This is a genomic window from Arcicella rigui (assembly GCF_034929435.1).
Lineage (GTDB): Bacteria > Bacteroidota > Bacteroidia > Cytophagales > Spirosomataceae > Arcicella > Arcicella rigui.
The window spans coordinates 37,953-56,350 of the sequence record NZ_JAYFUM010000004.1; the positions used below are offsets into that span (position 1 = coordinate 37,953).

17 protein-coding genes are annotated in these 18,398 nt (G+C 34.6%); 4 read left to right on the forward strand and 13 right to left on the reverse strand.

Annotated elements, in window-relative coordinates:
- Window positions 1-99 precede the first annotated feature (99 nt).
- From VB248_RS03285 to VB248_RS03310, 6 genes are all read right to left on the reverse strand, one after another.
- Window positions 100-864 carry an acyl-CoA desaturase gene (locus VB248_RS03285; protein WP_323295303.1) on the reverse strand — a complete coding sequence of 255 codons (765 nt, stop codon included), beginning with the start codon at window positions 862-864 and terminating at the stop codon, window positions 100-102.
- 161 nt (window positions 865-1,025) lie between these two features.
- Window positions 1,026-1,721 (reverse strand): DUF4159 domain-containing protein, encoded by a 696-nt coding sequence (locus VB248_RS03290; RefSeq protein WP_323295304.1) that lies wholly within the window; start codon window positions 1,719-1,721, stop codon window positions 1,026-1,028.
- On the reverse strand, window positions 1,718-2,419 hold the full coding sequence (locus VB248_RS03295; RefSeq protein WP_323295305.1) for a 16S rRNA (uracil(1498)-N(3))-methyltransferase: 702 nt from the start codon (window positions 2,417-2,419) through the stop codon (window positions 1,718-1,720). The genes VB248_RS03290 and VB248_RS03295 overlap by 4 nt, the downstream gene beginning before the upstream one ends.
- A gap of 51 nt (window positions 2,420-2,470) precedes the next feature.
- Window positions 2,471-3,346 carry a CPBP family intramembrane glutamic endopeptidase gene (locus VB248_RS03300; RefSeq protein WP_323295306.1) on the reverse strand — a complete coding sequence of 292 codons (876 nt, stop codon included), beginning with the start codon at window positions 3,344-3,346 and terminating at the stop codon, window positions 2,471-2,473.
- A gap of 14 nt (window positions 3,347-3,360) precedes the next feature.
- The gene (locus tag VB248_RS03305) at window positions 3,361-3,924 is read right to left on the reverse strand and encodes a hypothetical protein (RefSeq protein WP_323295307.1); all 564 of its coding nucleotides are present in this window, start codon (window positions 3,922-3,924) and stop codon (window positions 3,361-3,363) included.
- 108 nt (window positions 3,925-4,032) lie between these two features.
- Window positions 4,033-6,237, reverse strand: coding sequence for a glutamine synthetase III family protein (locus tag VB248_RS03310; RefSeq protein WP_323295308.1), 2,205 nt, complete (start codon window positions 6,235-6,237; stop codon window positions 4,033-4,035).
- Between the two features lie 595 nt (window positions 6,238-6,832).
- Here VB248_RS03310 and VB248_RS03315 point away from each other — a divergent pair.
- Window positions 6,833-7,858: a glutamine synthetase beta-grasp domain-containing protein gene (locus tag VB248_RS03315; protein ID WP_323295309.1), complete on the forward strand. Its 1,026-nt coding sequence runs from the start codon at window positions 6,833-6,835 to the stop codon at window positions 7,856-7,858.
- Between the two features lie 150 nt (window positions 7,859-8,008).
- Window positions 8,009-9,334, forward strand: coding sequence for a tRNA (N(6)-L-threonylcarbamoyladenosine(37)-C(2))-methylthiotransferase MtaB (gene mtaB / locus VB248_RS03320; RefSeq protein WP_323295310.1), 1,326 nt, complete (start codon window positions 8,009-8,011; stop codon window positions 9,332-9,334).
- Between the two features lie 474 nt (window positions 9,335-9,808).
- Here mtaB and VB248_RS03325 read toward each other — a convergent pair whose 3' ends face one another.
- The 3 genes from VB248_RS03325 to VB248_RS03335 form a co-directional block, all read right to left on the reverse strand.
- A complete protein-coding gene (locus VB248_RS03325) occupies window positions 9,809-11,146 on the reverse strand; it encodes an ammonium transporter (RefSeq protein WP_323295311.1) in 1,338 nt (445 codons plus the stop codon).
- A 99-nt stretch (window positions 11,147-11,245) separates the two neighbouring features.
- Window positions 11,246-12,370 (reverse strand): porin, encoded by a 1,125-nt coding sequence (locus VB248_RS03330; protein WP_323295312.1) that lies wholly within the window; start codon window positions 12,368-12,370, stop codon window positions 11,246-11,248.
- 327 nt (window positions 12,371-12,697) lie between these two features.
- Window positions 12,698-13,045 carry a 4Fe-4S dicluster domain-containing protein gene (locus VB248_RS03335; protein WP_323295313.1) on the reverse strand — a complete coding sequence of 116 codons (348 nt, stop codon included), beginning with the start codon at window positions 13,043-13,045 and terminating at the stop codon, window positions 12,698-12,700.
- Between the two features lie 196 nt (window positions 13,046-13,241).
- Between VB248_RS03335 and VB248_RS03340 the strand changes: the two genes are divergently transcribed.
- On the forward strand, window positions 13,242-14,258 hold the full coding sequence (locus VB248_RS03340; RefSeq protein ID WP_323295314.1) for an acyl-CoA reductase: 1,017 nt from the start codon (window positions 13,242-13,244) through the stop codon (window positions 14,256-14,258).
- Window positions 14,259-14,299: 41 nt separating this feature from the next.
- On the opposite strand, the gene VB248_RS03345 is transcribed toward VB248_RS03340, so the two are convergent.
- Genes VB248_RS03345 through trpS form a run of 3 tightly spaced genes read right to left on the reverse strand, consistent with a single transcriptional unit; the run spans window position 14,300 to window position 16,278 of the window.
- Window positions 14,300-14,737 carry a DUF2147 domain-containing protein gene (locus tag VB248_RS03345; protein ID WP_323295315.1) on the reverse strand — a complete coding sequence of 146 codons (438 nt, stop codon included), beginning with the start codon at window positions 14,735-14,737 and terminating at the stop codon, window positions 14,300-14,302.
- Window positions 14,724-15,284, reverse strand: a complete 561-nt coding sequence (locus tag VB248_RS03350; RefSeq protein ID WP_323295316.1) for a phosphatase PAP2 family protein — start codon at window positions 15,282-15,284, stop codon at window positions 14,724-14,726. The genes VB248_RS03345 and VB248_RS03350 overlap by 14 nt, the downstream gene beginning before the upstream one ends.
- Window positions 15,285-15,306: 22 nt before the next feature.
- Window positions 15,307-16,278: a tryptophan--tRNA ligase gene (trpS, locus tag VB248_RS03355; protein ID WP_323295317.1), complete on the reverse strand. Its 972-nt coding sequence runs from the start codon at window positions 16,276-16,278 to the stop codon at window positions 15,307-15,309.
- A 300-nt stretch (window positions 16,279-16,578) separates the two neighbouring features.
- On the opposite strand from trpS, the gene VB248_RS03360 reads away from it, so the two are divergent.
- On the forward strand, window positions 16,579-17,262 hold the full coding sequence (locus tag VB248_RS03360) for a DUF2461 domain-containing protein (RefSeq protein WP_323295318.1): 684 nt from the start codon (window positions 16,579-16,581) through the stop codon (window positions 17,260-17,262).
- Here VB248_RS03360 and VB248_RS03365 read toward each other — a convergent pair.
- Window positions 17,252-18,391 (reverse strand): endonuclease/exonuclease/phosphatase family protein, encoded by a 1,140-nt coding sequence (locus tag VB248_RS03365; protein ID WP_323295319.1) that lies wholly within the window; start codon window positions 18,389-18,391, stop codon window positions 17,252-17,254. The genes VB248_RS03360 and VB248_RS03365 overlap by 11 nt on opposite strands.
- Window positions 18,392-18,398: the final 7 nt, after the last annotated feature.

Consider the following 18,398-nt stretch of genomic DNA (forward strand, 5'->3'; position numbering starts at 1 on the left):
CAACAAAAACGTCCTGATTGAAATTCAATCAGGACGTTTTTGTTGTTTGTGTGTGAAATCAATAATCACTAAATCACAACTCACTCATTCACTCAATAACTAAAACTCCGCATCAGCAGGTTTACTTAAATTCGGCTTGATGATTCTCAACCAGATTAATAATTTAATCATTGGATAAGTTGGGTCGAATTCATACCATTTTGAAGCAAAATTCATACTGTTTGGCAACTTATGGTGATTGTTTTGAAATAATTCGCCCATCATCAAAAAGTCGAAAATCAATGAATTTCTTGATTTGTCATTATTGTCATGATTTTGATAACCATATTTATGACCCGACCAGTTTACAATCGCCCCATGAACTGGCCCCATCAAAAAGTGAATTGGCAATAAAAAGAAGAAAGCCCAGTGCATATCAAAGTAGATATAAGCCACTACATACATCATTACATAAGCTACTCCCCAACCGATTCTTGAAATCCAGTGGTCACCTAATTTCTCAATCGTTTTTGAAAAAGGGTAATTATGGTCGAAACGCTCTTCAATTTTAGCTTTGTTGTTCAAAAGAGCATTATAAATGTCTTTGGTTTTCCACATCATCGCAAATACATTATTTGAGAAATGTGGTGAGTGAGGGTCTTTTTCTGTATCACTGAAAGCGTGGTGCATACGGTGCAAAATTGCATAAGCACGTGGACTTAAATACGAAGAGCCTTGTGATACATACGTTAGGAAATAGAAAAACTTTTCCCAAAATTTATTCATCGTAAACATCTTGTGAGCCGAATAACGGTGTAAAAAAAACGTCTGGCTAAATAAAGATAAGTACCAATGAAAGATGAAAGCGGGTAATACCAACTGCATGTTAATTATTGTGATTTTAATTTGTTCGTGTGATTAATATCAGAAAGAAAAGAGACATTTATCATTGTGAAGACAAACGGTTTAACTTCGATGTTTAACAAAGTTACCTAATCTTTACAAAAAAAATCCATTATTTACCTTAATTCTGACATTTGCAAGGTTTAATTGGAAGTAAGAGCAAAAGAAATGAGATTCGCTCCCATTTGCAATGCTTTCTGACGAATACTTTCGGGGTCTTTGTAAACGCTTTGGTCTTCCCAACCATTTCCTAAATCGCATTCGTAGCTGTAAAAGCATACTAATCGACCTTCGTAAATTAAGCCAAAGCCTTGCGGAGGTTTGTTGTCGTGTTCGTGTACTTTAGGCAAACCGTTGGGGAATTTATATTTCTGAGAATAAATTGGATGATTGAAAGGTAATTCTACAAAACTTAATTCAGGAAATACTTTTTTCATTTCTCTTCTGATAAACTTATCCAAACCATAGTTATCATCAATGTGCAAAAAGCCTCCACTGATTAAATATTTTCTGAGATTTTGTACTTCGGCTTCATTAAAAACCACATTTCCATGTCCGGTCAAATGAACAAATGGATAAGTAAATAACTCTGGACTTGAAGGTTCAACGATGTCTTCTTCGGCGGCTATATTCGTTCTGAGATTACTATTGCAAAACATTATTAAATTTCCCAAAGAGGTTTTGTTGCAATACCAGTCGCCACCGCCGCCATATTTCATTTTGGCAATTTTAAAAGAAGCCTGTGCGACGAGTGTATTATTCTTTGTCTGTAAAAGAACCAAAATAAGTAAAATCAAAAACGACTTGGAAGCCAAACGAGTGCTAAAGAGACGAATCATTGATTAATTAAGTTTAAAGTATGACAAGCGACTAATCCTGCGGTTTCGGTTCTTAATCTACTTTTTCCTAAAGTTACAGCTTTGAAGCCTTTTTCAAGTGCTTGCTGAATTTCCTCTGGTGTAAAATCGCCTTCTGGGCCAATCAATATGGCGTATTTTCCGTTTTTGTCGGCTACTTCTTGTATCAAACGACGTTCACCTTCTTCTAAATGAGCAATCATTTTTTGAGATTCAGCAATTTCTTTTTTCAAAAACTCTTTCCAAGTAATCATTTCATTGATTTTTGGAAGAAAAGCTTTCAGCGATTGTTTCATCGCACCTACCGCAATTTTTTCTATTCTGGCTGTTTTTATTTCTTTTCTTTCAGAATAACGAGTTTGTATAAAAGAAATTTCTTGAATGCCTATTTCAACACATTTTTCTACCATCCATTCTATTCTATCCAAATTTTTGGTCGGAGCAATTATCAAATGAATATAAATGTTGGATAATTCATAATTCTGCTCTTCTTGAATGATTTTTACTTCACATTTTTTTTCATGGGCAATCCTCACTTCACAAGTATAAAAACCTCCTTTTCCATCCACTACAAAAAGTTTTTCGCCTACATTAAGCCTCAATACTTTTATCGCATGACGTGATTCTTCTTCATTCAGTTTTAAAGATTGTTTAATGGTAGGTTCGTAAAAAATGTTCATGAATGTATGAGTAATGAAAAGATAAATGGAAAAATTGTAAAAACCTTTGGCTTAGATTTCAAAAGTTTTGTGATACTTATAAATAAAAAAAATACCCAAAAGCATCATCGGAAAAGCAATCATTGAGCCTTCAAAGCCAAATGAACCGCCTGTAAAAATCTGACTACCAACTAATTGATGTTGAATAATTCCTTTTACATTATGCCCTGATACTTCAAAGCCAAATACTGGCCCTTGAAAGAAATTCCAAGTAAAATGCAAGCCAATCGGAAACATAATACTATGCCTAAGGATGTAAAACACACCTAATAAATAGCCTGCTAAAATTAAATTGAGAAAGGGAATAAAGTCAATGTAATTATTCATGAGATGTAAACCTGCAAAAATAAACGCAGAAATACTTAATGAAACATACTCATTGAAACCTTCCAATAAAATATTCAAAATGAGTCCTCTCGCCAGCAACTCTTCTGTAAAAGCCACTATTAGAAAGAAAAACAAGTACGAAACAAAAATGATGGGATTGAATTCGAGTGAAATTACTCGAACAAATCCCATCATTTTTAATATTACAAAACCAATACTTATTAAAAAAATACCTAAAATAGCTCCGCTTAAAAACTCGATTCCTTTGTTTTTTAAGCTGAAACCCATTCTTTTAAGACTAATTTTTCCCGAATTAAATTTCTGAAAAAGCAAAATGATGATTACTTCAATCACCGCATTGCTTACTTCAAAAATCAATTGTTTTTCGTGATGAGCTGGCATTTGTATCAGCTCATAAAACTGAGAAGTACTTACTCGAAAAACTTTAGCCAAAACAGAAGCCACAAACGACTGCCCGATTCCAACGATTATCAAAAAAAGAACTAAAAAGACAAAAACTTTTGCTATCGTTTTTAACCAGAGTATTTTTGAAATGGGCATTAACTTAATGAATATTAATCTTCAGATTCTGTTTTAAAAGAGTAAAGTGTTGGGTCAAGTTTGAAGTTGCCTGATAAGTAATCATCCACAAATTTAGTTACTACTTTATCGTTGACTTCTTCTACATTCAAACATACTTCTAAGCCGATACCAAACTCAAAGTCTTCATCAATTTCCAAATGTTCGGCTAATTTTATTTCTTCGTTTTCCTCAATTTCTTCAATGAGTTCAGTGATGAAAAGCTCAACTTCTTCGTCCATTTCTTCGTTTGGCGTATAAGTTTCATCACGATTTTCTAATGGAACATACAAAGGGAAAGATTTCATTGCTTTTCTTTCTGCTGTTTCATACACTACACTATTAAAGTGTAATCTCAAGGAGTAAATAACTGCATCAAAAATAGCCTCTTGTCCTTTATATTCTCCTACAAATTGAACATGAACAAACTCTTCCACATTGTCAGGTTCATCATTTAGCTCGTCTTCAAAATACACAAACTTTTTTCCTGCCTCTTTACATTCTTGTTTTAGTAAAGCTATTTCTTTGGGGTCAAGTCCTGGATTTGTTTTATATGACATATTTCGAGGGATTAATTTTTGTTCCAAAGATAACAAAATTGCCCACGAAGACAAACTATCGTGGGCAATTGAGTGAATATATCAATTTTTTGAAATAAAAATAATATTTTATCGAATCAACAATAATTCACGGTATTTTGGCAAAGGCCATTCATCGTCGTCAACGATAAGCTCTAATTTATCTACGCAATAACGGATTTCTTCAAGATATTCCTTCACCGTAGTACTGTAAATGACAGCTCTTTCACCGATGTTTTCTAAATTATTGGCTTCTTTTCTTGCTTCAGTCATCAATTCTACAAGATTATTGATTTTTGAAGTATAGATAGAAATTTTCTTGATAATCTCGATGGTTGGAGCAAAATACTGCGGGTCAATACCGATTTCTTTTTGTCCACGTACATTATCAACCAATTGTGTTTGGTACTTCAATGAAGTAGAAACAATATGATTAATAGCTAAGTCGGCAGCTACACGAGATTCAATCTGAATTTTTTTGATATAATTTTCAATTTCGATTTCATAACGAGCGTGCATTTCTACCTCGTTAAAGATTCCATGTTTTGAAAACAATTCAATCGCCGATTTGTCAAGGTACTGTTTCAAAGCCTCGGGCGTAGTTTTATGATTTGGCAAACCACGTCTTTTAGCTTCTTCAGCCCACTCTTCTGAGTAACCGTTACCTTCAAAAAGAATTTTTCTTGATTGTTTTACATATTTTTTCAATACTTCTACAATCGCTAATTCCTTTTTGATACCTTTTTCTAAATACACATCTACTTCCTCACGGAACTGCATCAACTGGTTGGCAACAATTGTATTCAAGATTGTCATCGGAGCAGCAGAATTGGCTGAAGAACCAACCGCTCTGAATTCAAACTTATTACCTGTAAACGCAAAAGGAGAAGTTCTGTTACGGTCGGTATTATCCAATAAAAGTGCTGGAATTTTATTAATTCCCAAACGCAAATAAACGTTATCACCTTTTTCTAATTTAATATCGTGCATTTCTGAAAGATTTTCTAAATCATTCAATACACGAGTCATTTCTGTTCCAATAAAAATTGATACAATAGCTGGCGGAGCTTCGTTTGCACCCAAACGGTGTTCGTTTCCAGCCGTTGCGATTGATGCACGTAATAAATCAGCGTAATCATGAACGGCTTTGATGGTATTGACAAAAAACGTTAAGAAACGAAGATTTTCTTTTGGCTTTGTTGAAGGACCTAATAAATTCACGCCAGTGTTGGTAGCCAAAGACCAGTTGTTGTGCTTTCCAGAGCCATTAATACCTGCAAACGGTTTTTCATGGAAAAGTACACGCATTTTGTGTTTTGAAGCTACTTTGTTCATCAAATCCATCAAAAGAGCATTGTGGTCGCAAGCTAAATTAGCTTCTTCGAAAGTTGGAGCTACTTCAAACTGTGCAGGAGCTACTTCGTTATGGCGAGTACGTACTGGCATGCCTAATTTCAAGGCTTCCAATTCAAAATCAACCATGAAGGCATTTACTCTTGGCGGAATAGAACCAAAGTAATGGTCTTCCAATTGCTGTCCTTTCGCTGGTGAATGCCCAAATACAGTTCTTCCCGACATCATTAAGTCTGGACGAGCATTATACAAAGCTTCATCAACCAAAAAGTATTCTTGTTCAACCCCAACAGAAGCCGTTACTTTTGATACTTCTCTATTAAAGTATTCATTCATTACTTTAGTAGCAGCTCTATCTATTAACTCACTTGATTTCAACAAAGGAGTTTTGTAATCTAAAGCTTCACCTGTATAAGAAACAAACACCGAAGGAATACATAAAGTAGCTGTTCCTGCTACGTTTTCCATAATAAACGCTGGCGAAGATGGGTCCCAAGCCGTATAACCACGGGCCTCAAAAGTGGAACGAATACCACCATTTGGGAAAGAAGAGGCATCAGGTTCTTGTTGTACTAAAGCAGACCCTTTGAATTTCTCAACTGCTTTTCCTTTACCGGTTATATCAAAAAAAGCGTCGTGCTTTTCAGCAGTCGTACCTGTTAAAGGTTGAAACCAGTGTGTATAGTGAGTAACGCCTTTAGATATAGCCCAAGATTTCATCGCTGCAGCTACTTCATCGGCTGCCTCTCTGTCAATTTTCTTCCCATCCTCAATTGCATTCGTAATTTTCAAGTAAGCTTCCGGGCTTAACAAAGAACGCATCACTTCTTCATTAAAAGTATTACTTCCATAAAAGTCCGTTACTTTCTCACTCGGTATCTTTACCGGTACAGTCGGTCTCGACTGTGCTAACTCAAGTGCTTTAAATCTTGCAATTGCCATATAAAATTATTCAGATTATTTTTTGAATGTTTTTAAGATTTGGTAATAAAATTACGAATGTTCGTGCAAACTCTTTAACAATAAACGAAATAATCTTTAAAAGGCTATGAGTTTAGGGAATAAAAACTTTTTTTAAGCATTTTATCTGACTTCAACATGCCTTCGTATAGGCAATTTTTCTCATCTCAAAAATTCAATTTTGGCAGTCTCTATTTCAAATCTGAATTTGTTTTCAAATGCCCAAAACAGTTCAGAACTGTAAAAACTGCTTCCTTTAAAAAGCACAATTTCGGTACAATAAAAATAACTAAAGAAAAAATTTAACTATTTAAAGAAATTTATATTTAATTCTGAAAATATTTTGATTTACAAAATAAAGTATTGTATTTTTGAGTATAACAAAATATAATTTTACGATTGACAAATTGACTGACAATTTTAAAATTAGAATTATTCAAAAAGAAAAAAAAATAGGTGCAGGTTTAAATATTTCATAAAAATCATTTTTTTTTTGTGTTTTTTAAATTTAGAAGTATAAATTTGTACCAAGAAATAAGGAAAATAACCAAATAAATTAAAATCCAATAACAAAATCATGGCAAAAGCTAAACTTGAGTACATTTGGTTGGACGGATACAAACCAACTCAGAGCCTTCGTAGTAAAACTAAAATTGAGAGTGATTTTAGCGGAAAATTAGAAGATTGCGGAATGTGGTCATTTGACGGTTCTTCAACAGAACAAGCTCCAGGTGGTTCTTCTGACTGTCAATTGAAACCAGTTTATATCTGTCCAGACCCTGAGCGTTCTTTATTAGGAACTCCTGCGTATTTAGTGATGTGCGAAGTTTTAGATGCAAACGGTGTACCTCACGAATCAAACGGTCGTGCTACAATTGATGACGATGATAATGATTTCTGGTTTGGCTTTGAGCAAGAATATTTCTTGTACGACTTAGCTACTAATCTTCCTTTAGGTTTCCCTGCAAACGGTTACCCACGTCCACAAGGCCCTTACTACTGCTCAGTTGGTGCTAAGAATGCTTTCGGTCGTAACATAGTTGAAGAACACTTAGAATACTGTCTTCAAGCTGGCTTAAACGTTGAAGGTATCAACGCTGAGGTTGCTGCTGGTCAATGGGAATTCCAATGTTTCGCTAAAGGTGCTAAACAAGCTGGTGACGAAATTTGGATTGCTCGTTATTTATTGGAAAGAACTTGTGAGAAATACGGTGTTTGGGTTAACTACCACTGTAAGCCTCTTGGAAATACTGACTGGAATGGTTCAGGTATGCACGCTAACTTCTCTAACACAGCTCTTAGAACTGCTGGTAAGAAAGAAACTTACGACATTATCTGCCAAGCTTTCGCTCCATTCGTTAAAGAACACATCGAAGTTTACGGTGCTGACAACCACTTACGTTTAACAGGTAAACACGAGACTCAGTCAATCGACCAATTCTCTTATGGTGTATCTGACCGTGGTGCTTCAATCCGTATTCCAATCGCTGCTGTACAAAAAGGTTGGAAAGGATGGTTGGAAGACCGTCGTCCAAACTCAGCTGCTGATCCATACAAAGTTGCTGCTCGTATCATCAAAACTGTTAAAACTGCTCAAGTTTAGTTTTTTTGATTCCTCATATAGAAAAGACCTGTTCAAAAAACAGGTCTTTTTTTATTGCCTTTTTCCCAATTTTGCTATTAATGCCATAAGAACCAGTGCATTTGAGTTTTTTTGGATGAGAATTTAGGAAAGGATAACTATCTTTGCAGTATGAAAAAGGTCGCATTTTATACATTAGGCTGTAAGCTTAATTACTCAGAAACATCAACTATTGCTCGAATGTTTGAGCAAAAAGGCTACAAAAAAGTAGAGTTTAATCAAACGCCAGATATATTTATCATCAATACTTGTTCTGTTACAGAAAATGCAGACAAGAAATGTAAGAAAATTGTAAAAGAAGCTAATAAAATCAATCCAAATGGTTATGTCACCATTATTGGATGTTATGCTCAACTAAAACCTCAAGAAATCGCTGATATTGAGGGAGTAGATGCTGTTTTAGGTGCTGCAGAAAAGTTTCAGTTAATTGATTTATTAGATGGTTTTGTTAAAGAACCTAAAGAAAATCAAGCCAAAATCTTCAACCAAAATATTGAAGAAGCCATTGATTACCACTCCTCTTATTCATTAAACGACCGTACTCGTACATTCTTGAAAGTACAAGATGGTTGTGACTATCCTTGTGCCTACTGTACTATTCCCTTAGCAAGAGGAGCAAGCCGTTCAGATACCATTGAAAATGTTGTTAAAGCAGCTAAAGAAATTGTGGCAAGCGGCGTGAAGGAAATTGTACTTACAGGCGTAAATATTGGTGATTTTGGTCTCCAAAATGGAAAAAGAAAAGAAACTTTCTTAGACTTAGTAAAGGCTTTGGATGAAGTTGAGGGATTGGAACGAATAAGAATTTCATCTATTGAACCTAATTTATTAACCGACGAAATCATTGAGTTTGTAGCTACTTCCAAACGTTTTGTGCCACATTTCCATATTCCGCTTCAATCTGGTTCAAATAAAGTATTAGGCTTAATGAAACGCCGTTATAGAAGAGAACTTTATATTGAGCGAGTAAATAAAATCAAGCAATTAATTCCTCATTGTTGTATTGGTGTTGATGTAATTGTTGGACATCCTGGCGAAACAGAAGAGGATTTTATAGAAACATACAACTTCTTGAATGATTTAGACATTAGTTATCTTCACGTATTTACGTATTCAGAAAGAGAAAATACGGCTGCTTTGTCAATCAAGCCAGTGGTAGCACTCAACAAACGCTCGGAAAGGTCAAAAATGTTACACATATTATCGGAGAAAAAAAGAAGATACTTCTATGAAGAAAACTTAGGTAAAAACTTCAAAGTACTTTTTGAAGATGATGTTGAAAATGGACAAATGCAAGGCTTTACCGAAAATTACATCAGAGTAACAGCCAAATATGACCCAATACTCATCAATGAATCAAAAGAAGTACATTTAGTTTCAATTAATCCTGAAATGCTTGTAGAAGTAAATGAAGTTGAAGTATTCGAAACACATTAGCCTTTATCAGCATCTAAAAATATTGCCAAAAATTCAGCAAAAAGCCCACAAACACAGTCTGTGGGCTTTCTTATAACAAAACAAAACCACAAGAAACCAAACTTGTGGTAATGCAAAGATATATATATTTTTTGAGAAAATGGATTCCCTACTTCTAATTCAGTGATATATTCTCTGTGTGATTCCTTCTTCAAGATTCATCCAATTCTTCTCTGTAAAACTCGTAATTTATTATTTTACTTTTTGTAATGTCCTTTTTTTGACTAAATGGTACATCATTTTAATCATTGATTGAAGATAGTACGTGCGAAAATTTGATAATTTAATACACGATTCATTATTAATTGTCATTTACTGCCATTTGCCCGTTTGGTTAAGGGCTATAAAGCTAAAAAGCCCCCTGACAAGGTCTGGGGGCTTTCTTTCTGAAACAAAACCACAAGAACCATTACTTGTGGTAAAGTTTTGATATTGTTATGCTTCAACGATAAATTCGTCGTGCTGAGAAATATCTAATCCTACTCTTTCTTCTTCTTCAGTTACACGCAAAGGAATAATTTTGTCAGTAACGAATAATAAGAAATAAGATAAACCAAATGCGAATGCTGAAACAACTGCTAATGCCACTAAGTGTTTAACAATCAAAGCAACGTCGCCAGTGATGAATAAGCCTTGCTCTCCTTCAACAACTACACCGTTTACTGCTTTAGAAGCAAACAAACCTGTCATTACCATACCTACCATACCACCTACACCATGGCAAGGGAAAACGTCTAAAGTATCATCTAATTTAGAATTTGCTCTCCAGTGTGCACCGATGTTAGAAATAATAGCGGCGATAGTACCAATAGTGATTGCTGCTGTAACTGTAACGAAACCAGAAGCTGGAGTAATTGCTACAAGACCAACAACAGCACCGATACAGAAACCTAAAGCTGAAACTTTACGACCACGAGTTACATCAAATAATACCCATGACAAACCTGCTGAAGCCGCTGCTACGTGTGTAGTTGCGAATGCTGATACTGCCAATGGTCCTGCTCCTACTGCTGAACCTGCATTGAAACCAAACCATCCAAACCAAAGTAAACCAGTACCTAACAATACGTAAGGAATGTTTGCTGGAGGTAAAATGTTAGCTTCAACGTGTGACTTACGACGTTTCAAGTATAAAGCACCTGCTAAAGCTGCCCAACCTGCACTCATGTGTACAACAGTACCACCTGCAAAGTCAAGAACACCGTATTTAAACAACCAACCATCTGGGTGCCATGTCCAGTGAGCTAATGGAGCATACACAACAACACAGAACAACACCATGAATAATACAAAAGCACGGAAGTTAATACGTTCAGCTAACGCACCAGAAATCAAAGCAGGAGTAATAACGGCGAATTTCATTTGGAAAAATGCAAACAAAGCAAATGGAATTGTTGTTGCAAGTGACCAAGGTTTACCGTCGAAAACACCTTTGAACATGAAATAAGTTGTTGGATTACCTACAAAACCACCGATAGAATCACCGAAAGCTAAGCTGAATCCGAATACAACCCAAATTAACGTAATTACACCCATTGCAATAAATGATTGCAACATCGTAGAAATAACGTTTTTGTGGTTAACCATACCACCGTAAAAGTAAGCTAAACCAGGTGTCATTAATAAAACAAGACCTGAAGAAACAAGCATCCATGCAGTATCGCCGGTATCGATACCTTCTGTAACTGCTGCACCGGGTGCAGGTACAAAAGCTGCTGCAATGGCAATAACTAACAAAATTAGAATTGGAATAAATGTTGGTTTTTGTGACATTGTGATTAGTGTTTTAGGGTTTATTATGGAATTGTTTACAGAAACTAAAATACACACAACCAATTAAAATTTAATCATTGGTTGTGTGCAGATTATATATTAAAACTTGTAAATCATTGCCCAAGTAAATGTTGATTGAGATTTTGTTTTAACGCCGTCTCCATCTGTAAAGAAATTCTTGTCATAAGAATCTACTCTAAATTCTGGCTTCAACAATAAGTGACCATCTGCTACTGTGAAAGTTGGAGTCACTGTGATTGAATTAACTTTAACACCATTACCATCATAGTCTAACAAAGCAGTTACACCATCTTTGTTTGAGAACGATTCATATCTTGCACCTAAACTAAATGTACTTGTGAAGTCATATTTAGGATATACTGCAAAACCACCCCATGTTTTACTTTCGCCTGCTGCATAAGTTTGTTTACCAGTTGCTGCATTCAAACCTAATAAGAATTTCTCAGTCACTTGGTATGTTGTAGTTAAGTCTAACAAGTTGTAAGTACCCTTATCAGTAAGACCGCTTGTTGCATCTTTTGTATTACGGTTAGCTGTAATACCGTTCACATATACATTCCATCCACCTACTGGCTGAACAAATACTTGAGCGATTAAGCCTGGTTTGTTGTTATTACTGTAAAGTTGGTCAACACCATTTACAATACCACCCATCAAAGCAAATTTATCAGATACTGCGTAAGCAGCTTTAACACCAACATGGTAGAATGGACCATTGTTGAATAAGTTTGATAAAGAGTAGTGATAGTTTAATGGAGCATCGATTACTTCATAACCAATGTGAGTTCCGAACTGACCAGCTGTTAATGTTAATTTATCAGTAGGCTTCCAGTTGAAATATGCTTGTTTTATAGCTAAAGAAGTACCTCCATAACCGTTTCCTAATACACTTACAGCATTACCATAATTTCCTAAGTCAGCATTTGGACCGAAAGCTAAATCTACTACAACGTCAGTATTTTTGTAAGCATATCCAATTTTTGTTTGAATGAGACCCAATGAAAATCCAGTTTTCTGATCAAATGCTCTTGCTGTTCCTGATGCACCTGTATTCTTCATGTTTCTTGGATTATTGAAGTTCGCTAAATAGTAAGAATCAATATATCCAGAGAATGTTAGTTTACCTTTATCTTCCTCTTTATCTTGAGAAAATGCAGGAACTGCTAAAAACAAAGAAAATAACGTGATTAAGGTTTTTTTCATAATAATATTTGGTTGAATGTTTAAATATTAATGCTTGATTACAGTGCAAATATTATAGGTAAAATTTACTATTCCAAATTTTATGTGCAAATTTTTAACCTATTTTAGGCTTTTTTTCAAAAAATAATCCAAAATAGGGCTAAAATCAATCATATAATCATAAATTTTACTAATATTTTGCCTTTAAAAGTTCATTTTTAACTTATTCTGTAATAATGCAAAAAAACCAAATATTCTTAAATTAAAATTCCAAGATTTTATATAACTTTTCAAACAAAAAAGCCCCGATTTTTATCAAATCGGGGCTTTTTAAAAATGTTTTCTTTCTTATTCTGCGTGTAACCAAGCTTTCTTTGCCAAAAGGGTTTCTTCGTCTTCTTCGTGGTCTGGATCTGGAACACAACAATCGACTGGACAAACCGCAGCACACTGTGGTTCTTCATGAAATCCCATACATTCTGTACATTTATCTGATACTATGTAATAAAATTCGTCAGAAACAGGCTGCATCGGGTCTTTACCACCGATTACAGTACCGTCTTCTAATTCAACGTCCACCAGTTTGGTTCCTCCCGACCAAGTCCATTCAACGCCACCTTCATATATTGCTGTATTTGGGCATTCTGGCTCGCAAGCACCGCAGTTGATGCATTCTTCGGTTATGATAATTGCCATAGAAAATCTTTTTAATTATATATAATTATTTGGAAATTTTAATACTGAAGTACTTTTGCTTATCTTTCAAACAGTTCTTCGCTCAAAATCATTCACAAAATTAATAGTTTAACCTTGAATAGCCTATAAAGTTTACAGAGTATCGAAAAAAAATATTTCGAGGGATTTCTGTAAATTTGTAGAAAATAACAATAAAATGAATTTAGAAGCAAGAATTGAGGCATTTGTTGCACTGGGGAATTTCTTAAAAAATGAAGAAAATAAAACAGAAATTACTACTTGGGCTGATAGAGCTTCGCATCAAAATAATTGGTTTACGATTGAAAATTCGCTTAAATCATTAGATGCGATTGCTAATTATTTCTTAGATAAAACTTTACTGGAAAAGTGGATTGAAAATTATAAGATAGCCGACAAACCTGAAACAGTAAAAAAAATCGGCGTTATCATGGCTGGAAATATTCCTGCAGTTGGTTTTCATGATTTATTGACTGTTGTACTTTCTGGACATATTTGTGTTGCCAAACTTAGCTCGCAAGACAGTGTTTTGATGCTGGCTTTGATTGAAAAATTATTAGAATTCAGCCCGGCTTTAAATATTAAAATTGGCGATAAAATGAACGATGTGGACGCTTTAATCGCTACGGGTTCTGATAATTCAGCTCGCTATTTTGAATATTATTTTAGAAATAAACCCCATATTATTCGTCAAAATCGTAGTTCGGTTGCTATTTTGAATGGACAAGAGTCGGTTGAAGATTTTATGAATCTTGGACATGACATCACGGATTATTACGGGCTTGGTTGTAGAAATATTTCTAAGTTTTACGTACCAGAAGATTACGATTTCACTCAATTTTATGATATAATCGAACCTCTTGGCGATGTTTTTTATCATAACAAGTATAAAAACAATTACGACTACAATAAGTCTATTTACTTAGTAAACCGCCAACATCATTTTGATAATGGTTTTTTAATTTTGACTGAAAATGATTCTTTGGTATCGCCTATTTCAGTTATTTTTTATGAGAAGTATCAAAATTTAGAAGATTTGAACCAAAAGATTGCAGAAAAAGCTGATAAAATTCAATGTATTGTTTCTAAGGATGCTTGGTATGAAAATAGCTTGGCTTTTGGAGAAACACAAAAACCGCAATTGTGGGATTATGCCGACGGAGTAGATACCATGCGTTTTCTATTAGATTTATAAAACAAAAAGGGCTTAAAGTTAACATTTAAGCCCTTTTTGTTTTATTCTGCTCTGTATAAAGTAACGGTTTTGCCAAAAATTGGCTTTCCGATATAGCCTCGTAAATCAAGTGTATTCTTATTTTTCAATGACATCTTTCCAGCCACTGTTCTTCCTGTTCGTACATCGTAAATTTCACCGTCTGTCCAAGTGTTATTTCCTTCAAAAATAAAATTATTAAAGATTGTCAAACCTAATACGCTTCTTGAACGCAATTTACTATCTGGATTTTTGCTGTCTGTAACTGCTTTTCCATTGACTAATGGATTTTTCAACCAAACAACTTTTCCAAAATATTGATTTTGAACTTTATAAATTTGAATTTTTGAGGCTTTATCATCCGTAAACCAAGTACCAACTATCAATTCTGAATCCTCATTTGAGGCAAATGTCCAAGAAGAGGAAAGTAAAATGATTAAAAATAATTTAAGGTTTCTCATGGTTTACTCTTAATAAATAATATTGATAAAGTCTAAAGCTTATAAAAGCTGACATTACGCCTACGCCTGCTCCTGCCAGTACATCAAGCGGATAATGTACGCCAACGTAAATACGGCTGTAAGATATAATTATTGCCCAAACAAAAAGAATTTTTACCCAAGCATAGTCTTTACCAATCAACAACAATAAGCTCATGGCTAATGTAAAAGAATTGGCTGCATGAGAGGAGCAAAAACCAAATTGTCCACCACAATTGCCCACCACGTGTACTAAATGTTGAATGGCGGGTTCGTGACAAGGACGTAAACGTTGAACTAAAGGTTTGAAAAAAGATGAACAAATTTGGTCTGAAAGTACCACGCTGAGTATCACAGCAATTAATATGGCAACTGACTTACTTTTATAACGCCAAACCAACAGACCAATTATCAAAACATAAAGAGGAATCCATGAATTTCTACCTGAAATCCATTCCATAATGGGATCTAAAGTTGAATTATGTAATGAATTTAACCAAAGAAAAAGGTAGGTATCAAGTTGGTTCATCTGTTTATGGATTGAAAGTTTATTAAAAATTCATTCTTTCTCTTACTCGCTCAATGGTTGTTTTGGCAATTACTTCTGCTTTGGCTTCCCCTTCTTGTAGTTTTTGCTCTAATTCTGGAATATTATTCATGTAATAATTGAATAATTCTCTTTCCTTGGCAAATTCACGAACCAAAACACTGTGTAAAGCTTGCTTGGCATGACCATAACCGTACCCTCCTGCCAAGTAATTGGCTCTCATTTCTTCAATCTCTGCCTCAGTAGCCACTAATGAGTATAGTTTGAAGACATTATCTGTATCAGGATTTTTGGGTTCTTCTAAAGGCGTTGTATCGGTCACAATCTTCTTGACAGATTTCAATAAATCTTTTTCATTCAAGAATATGTCAATATAATTACCGTAAGATTTAGACATTTTTTGTCCATCTGTTCCGGGAATTACCATGACAGTTTCATCAATTTTGGCTTCTGGCAACAGTAAAGTACCTTCGCCATAAATATTATTGAAAGTAACACCCAAATCACGTGTCATTTCTAAGTGCTGACGCTGGTCTTTTCCTACTGGAACAAGGTGAGCGTCGTAAAGCATAATATCTGCCGCTTGTAACACTGGATAAGTAAACAAACCCGCATTTACACTGGCTAATTTTTCTGATTTTTCTTTAAAACTATGACCGTTCGCCAACATTGGGAACGGGGTTACGCAACTTAAATACCACATCAATTCGGTGTGATAACCTGCTAATTTAGATTGACGATAAAAGAAGTTTTTGTCTGCATCAAATCCACAAGCTAACCAAGCTGCTGCAATCGCATAAGTATTTTCACGAAGTTGTTTTCCGTCTTTTAAGGAAGTAAGTGTATGTAAATCGGCAATGAATAAAAAGGATTCATTAGCTGGATTTTTTGATAATTCGATGGCTGGACGAATAGCACCGAGTACATTACCTAAATGTGGTCTGCCTGATGCTTGTATGCCTGTTAGAATTCGCATTTGTTGGGAGTATTTTTTTATAAATTAGATTCTGTAAAATGAATATTCATGATTTAATAAGAGGGTTTTATCCATAAGTAATTCATTATCAAAAAAATTATAAGACTAATTACTAATTACTATTCTCTAATCACCACTTATAAAGCTTACTAACGCTCAATTTTAAAATGTCTTTATTTTACAAAATTGAGTAAAATCCTTGAATTCCTCAAATCAAGCTTCACTGATTTTATGTAACTTCACGAATTAAGCCCTGAAACTTTGGCTTCCTTTTTTCATTTTCATAACTAAAATCTAACAATGGCGATTCAACCCTCTACTTTCGATTACCTCAATTTGTTGAAAGAAAATAATACTCGTGAATGGTTTCATGCCAATAAAAAAACTTACGATGGAGTAAAAGCCAATTTTGAAGAAACAATAAAAGCTTTGATAGAAAGTATTGGTACTTTTGAAGATATGCGTGGCGTGGAAGTAAAAGACTGTAATTATCGTATTGCTCGTGATGTTCGCTTTAGTAAAGATAAAGCTCCTTATAAAACTTGGCTTTCGGCAAGTTTTTCAGAAGGTGGCAGAAAATCAGGGAAAATGGATTATTACTTGCACATTCAAGACGGAGAGTCTTTTTTGGGTGGAGGAATGTACTCGCCTACACCTGAGCAATTAGCTAAACTTCGTCAAGAAATTGACTACAATGCTCAAGAATTAAAAGATATTATTTACAATCCAAAATTTATAGAAGTTTTTGGCGAAGCCGAAGGCGAGTCTGTAAAATCTGCTCCAAAAGGTTATGCTAAAGACCATCCCGAAATTGAATTACTCCGTAAAAAACAATTATTCTTTTGGCATAAATTCACCAATGAAGAGGTTTGTTCAGAAAACTTTGTAAAACAAGTAAGTGACGTTTGTTTTACTTTAAAACCTTTTTTAGATTTTCTGAACTATGTGTTTTTCAGTGAACAAGAACCAACTATTATTTTGTAAAAGCCAAATCTGCGGAGGATTTTAAAGTATATTGAGCAATTACTGGAAAATGGTCGGACATGGTAATATCTGAAAGTGTATGACAAGACTGTACATTCCATTCTGAACTAAAAAACTGCTGGTCGATGCGTACACAGTAAGGTTGGCGATTAAGTGTAAAACCCAAACCTTTTCCTACTTCTTCAAAAGCATTTTTAAAATTCAAACTTAATTTTCCGTAAGCAAAACCAAAGGGGGTTTCGTTGAAATCCCCGCAAATAATTACAGGATATTTGCTGCCAGTTACATACGATTCTACTTCTTTCAATTGTTCGTTTCTGTATTCAAAACCTACTTTCAATTTATCAAAGCTATCGGCGATTTCACGACAAAAAAGTAAAAACTCTCCTTTTTTTAAAGCTTCAATACTTTGGTTGATTCTTACGCCCATCGACCATAAGTGTGCATTTACTACTCTAACGGTATCGTTTCCGTAAACGATGTCAGCACAAATAAAACCATTGATTTTAGGCCCGTAGGCTTTATCCCAAATTTTTCCGTATTGTCGAACAATTGGAAATTGAGAAAACATTGCCAAACCAACCGAACGGTTTTCTTCAAACTTAGTTAATCTTTCAACTTTATGCTGATATAATTTTTCCAGATTTTCGTTGGGAGAATACTCTTGAAAACAAGCAATATCCGACTTTAATGCCGCCCATTTGTTGGTTTTATCACCTGAAAAACATTCACCATTAAAACTCAGTACTTTTAATGAATTAATGGTACTTATATTTTCAGATTCAGTATTTGTGCCTATCAATCTTTTCAAAATCGGTAAACTCATCAACAGCCAAATGAACCCAATCGTTGCTACTACTTTTTGTTTTTTGAAAAGCAAATAAATACTGGCAATAAAACCCAAAAGAATCGCTATTGGCAAACTCATCATGATAAATCCTGTTGTCCAATGGTCGAAGATGGGATAATGACAAAATGACATTGTGACAAACAAGTACAAAATCGTAGTGTACGAACGTGGATATTCTTTGAAGAAGGCAAAGCCCATTCTAAATCCTTCGAGCATACTGCTGATAATTTTGAAAGGTATCAACAGAAAAATAAGTATGAAGCGACTGTAAATAACCATTGTATGC

Excerpts from the sequence above, each read along its gene's own strand:
- VB248_RS03330 (WP_323295312.1), bottom strand. The coding sequence starts at position 12,370 with ATGAAAAAAACCTTAATCACGTTATTTTCTTTGTTTTTAGCAGTTCCT.
- VB248_RS03305 (WP_323295307.1), bottom strand. The coding sequence starts at position 3,924 with ATGTCATATAAAACAAATCCAGGACTTGACCCCAAAGAAATAGCTTTA.
- VB248_RS03300 (WP_323295306.1), bottom strand. The coding sequence starts at position 3,346 with ATGCCCATTTCAAAAATACTCTGGTTAAAAACGATAGCAAAAGTTTTT.
- VB248_RS03295 (WP_323295305.1), bottom strand. The coding sequence starts at position 2,419 with ATGAACATTTTTTACGAACCTACCATTAAACAATCTTTAAAACTGAAT.
- VB248_RS03340 (WP_323295314.1), top strand. The coding sequence starts at position 13,242 with ATGAATTTAGAAGCAAGAATTGAGGCATTTGTTGCACTGGGGAATTTC.
- trpS (WP_323295317.1), bottom strand. The coding sequence starts at position 16,278 with ATGCGAATTCTAACAGGCATACAAGCATCAGGCAGACCACATTTAGGT.
- VB248_RS03290 (WP_323295304.1), bottom strand. The coding sequence starts at position 1,721 with ATGATTCGTCTCTTTAGCACTCGTTTGGCTTCCAAGTCGTTTTTGATT.
- VB248_RS03285 (WP_323295303.1), bottom strand. The coding sequence starts at position 864 with ATGCAGTTGGTATTACCCGCTTTCATCTTTCATTGGTACTTATCTTTA.
- VB248_RS03335 (WP_323295313.1), bottom strand. The coding sequence starts at position 13,045 with ATGGCAATTATCATAACCGAAGAATGCATCAACTGCGGTGCTTGCGAG.
- VB248_RS03360 (WP_323295318.1), top strand. The coding sequence starts at position 16,579 with ATGGCGATTCAACCCTCTACTTTCGATTACCTCAATTTGTTGAAAGAA.
- VB248_RS03345 (WP_323295315.1), bottom strand. The coding sequence starts at position 14,737 with ATGAGAAACCTTAAATTATTTTTAATCATTTTACTTTCCTCTTCTTGG.
- VB248_RS03350 (WP_323295316.1), bottom strand. The coding sequence starts at position 15,284 with ATGAACCAACTTGATACCTACCTTTTTCTTTGGTTAAATTCATTACAT.
- VB248_RS03310 (WP_323295308.1), bottom strand. The coding sequence starts at position 6,237 with ATGGCAATTGCAAGATTTAAAGCACTTGAGTTAGCACAGTCGAGACCG.
- VB248_RS03315 (WP_323295309.1), top strand. The coding sequence starts at position 6,833 with ATGGCAAAAGCTAAACTTGAGTACATTTGGTTGGACGGATACAAACCA.
- VB248_RS03325 (WP_323295311.1), bottom strand. The coding sequence starts at position 11,146 with ATGTCACAAAAACCAACATTTATTCCAATTCTAATTTTGTTAGTTATT.
- mtaB (WP_323295310.1), top strand. The coding sequence starts at position 8,009 with ATGAAAAAGGTCGCATTTTATACATTAGGCTGTAAGCTTAATTACTCA.
- VB248_RS03365 (WP_323295319.1), bottom strand. The coding sequence starts at position 18,391 with ATGGTTATTTACAGTCGCTTCATACTTATTTTTCTGTTGATACCTTTC.